This is a genomic window from Streptomyces sp. NPDC002130 (assembly GCF_040296465.1).
Classification (GTDB): domain Bacteria; phylum Actinomycetota; class Actinomycetes; order Streptomycetales; family Streptomycetaceae; genus Streptomyces.
Window position 1 is genome coordinate 1 of the sequence record NZ_JBEOXI010000997.1, and the last position, 1,238, is coordinate 1,238.

2 protein-coding genes are annotated in these 1,238 nt (G+C 63.3%); one reads left to right on the forward strand and one right to left on the reverse strand.

Annotated features, from left to right (window positions below):
- Positions 1 to 101: 101 nt before the first annotated feature.
- Positions 102 to 899, reverse strand: a complete 798-nt coding sequence (locus ABT116_RS47780) for a helix-turn-helix domain-containing protein (protein ID WP_019746842.1) — start codon at positions 897 to 899, stop codon at positions 102 to 104.
- A 148-nt stretch (positions 900 to 1,047) separates the two neighbouring features.
- Here ABT116_RS47780 and ABT116_RS47785 point away from each other — a divergent pair.
- Positions 1,048 to 1,238 (forward strand): hypothetical protein (locus tag ABT116_RS47785; RefSeq protein WP_351647746.1); only part of this gene is annotated, 191 nt, incomplete at its 3' end.

Consider the following 1,238-nt stretch of genomic DNA (forward strand, 5'->3'; position numbering starts at 1 on the left):
GCTCGGTCTGGCACGAGTCATGGCCTTGGCTTCACCCACGTCGCTGAGCGTCAAATATGCCTTCGCCGAACTGGTCTCGAAGATGAACGGGTTCTGACCAGTTAGGCTGACAATTCGCACGCGTCCGAGTAATAGTTCTTCGGTGTCCGTCCGGTGACCTTGCGGAACACGCTGGTGAAGGCGCTGGGGGTTTCGTATCCGACGCGACGGCTCACCGTCGAAACGGGAACGCCCGCAGCGAGATAGGACATCGCGGCGCGGACGCGAACTTGAATTCTCCACTCGGTGAAGGACATCCCCGTGCCCTGAGAGAACACGCGGCTCAGGGTGCGGGGGCTTCCACCGACCACATAGGCCCAATCGGCAAGCCCGCGTTGATCGGCGGGGTCGGCGATCAAGCGGCGTGCAACGGCGAGGGCCCGGGGATCGGCGGGCATCGGCACCGCGACATCGGCCGCCTCGATGGGTGCGAGGGTGTCGAAGACTACTGATTCTGCCCGCAAGCGAGCTTCGGTCGGCATGTTTCGCTGGTGCAGATGGATGAGCATCGTCTTGACCACGTCGTCTATGCCGATGATCGCGGGTTTGGTCCACGGGTGGGGAAACGACTCGGGCCGGAAGTAGGTGAAGCGTGCCTCGGTGGATGCGCCGAGCGTGATGCGACGTGGAGTTCCAGCCGGAATCCACATGCCGACCGTCGGTGGGATCTGCCAACGAACGTCGTCGATATACGCGCTCATCTCTCCGGAAGCGCCCCACAGGAGTTCATGTTCGGGATGGCGGATCTCGCGCCACGCCCGCTTCTGATCGCGCCCGATGGTGGACGTGGTCATGGCGAAGGGGAGCGGTACGTACCGGCCCGCCGGCACAGCCCAGTACGGAAATCCTGTGGAACTCATCGATGGATCATACCGCGAATGACTTAGGTAATGCTTTCCTATCTGGTTGTTCGACGCAGGGCACGACGGAGTGTGATCGCGACAAAAGTTCGAGGGTGGCACCGAGTCCGAAGACTCGATGCCACCCTCGATCACATTCCCCGACGGAGTGTTTACAGGTGGAGCAGGTGAATCAGCTGCCGTTGGCCAGGACACCGCTGATGATGTCGGAGATGAAGCCGGCCGGGTTGTCGAGGATGGAGGAGCCGGTGCGGAGTTCACCGACCCCTCACCGGCTCCCGAGGCGGCCCGCTGGTTCGCGCGGCACGCGCTGCCCGTGGACCCGCTGCGGGCGCGGAC

What these genes read in the sequence shown, in the direction of transcription:
- ABT116_RS47780 (WP_019746842.1), bottom strand. Translation starts at nt 899, where the DNA reads ATGAGTTCCACAGGATTTCCGTACTGGGCTGTGCCGGCGGGCCGGTAC.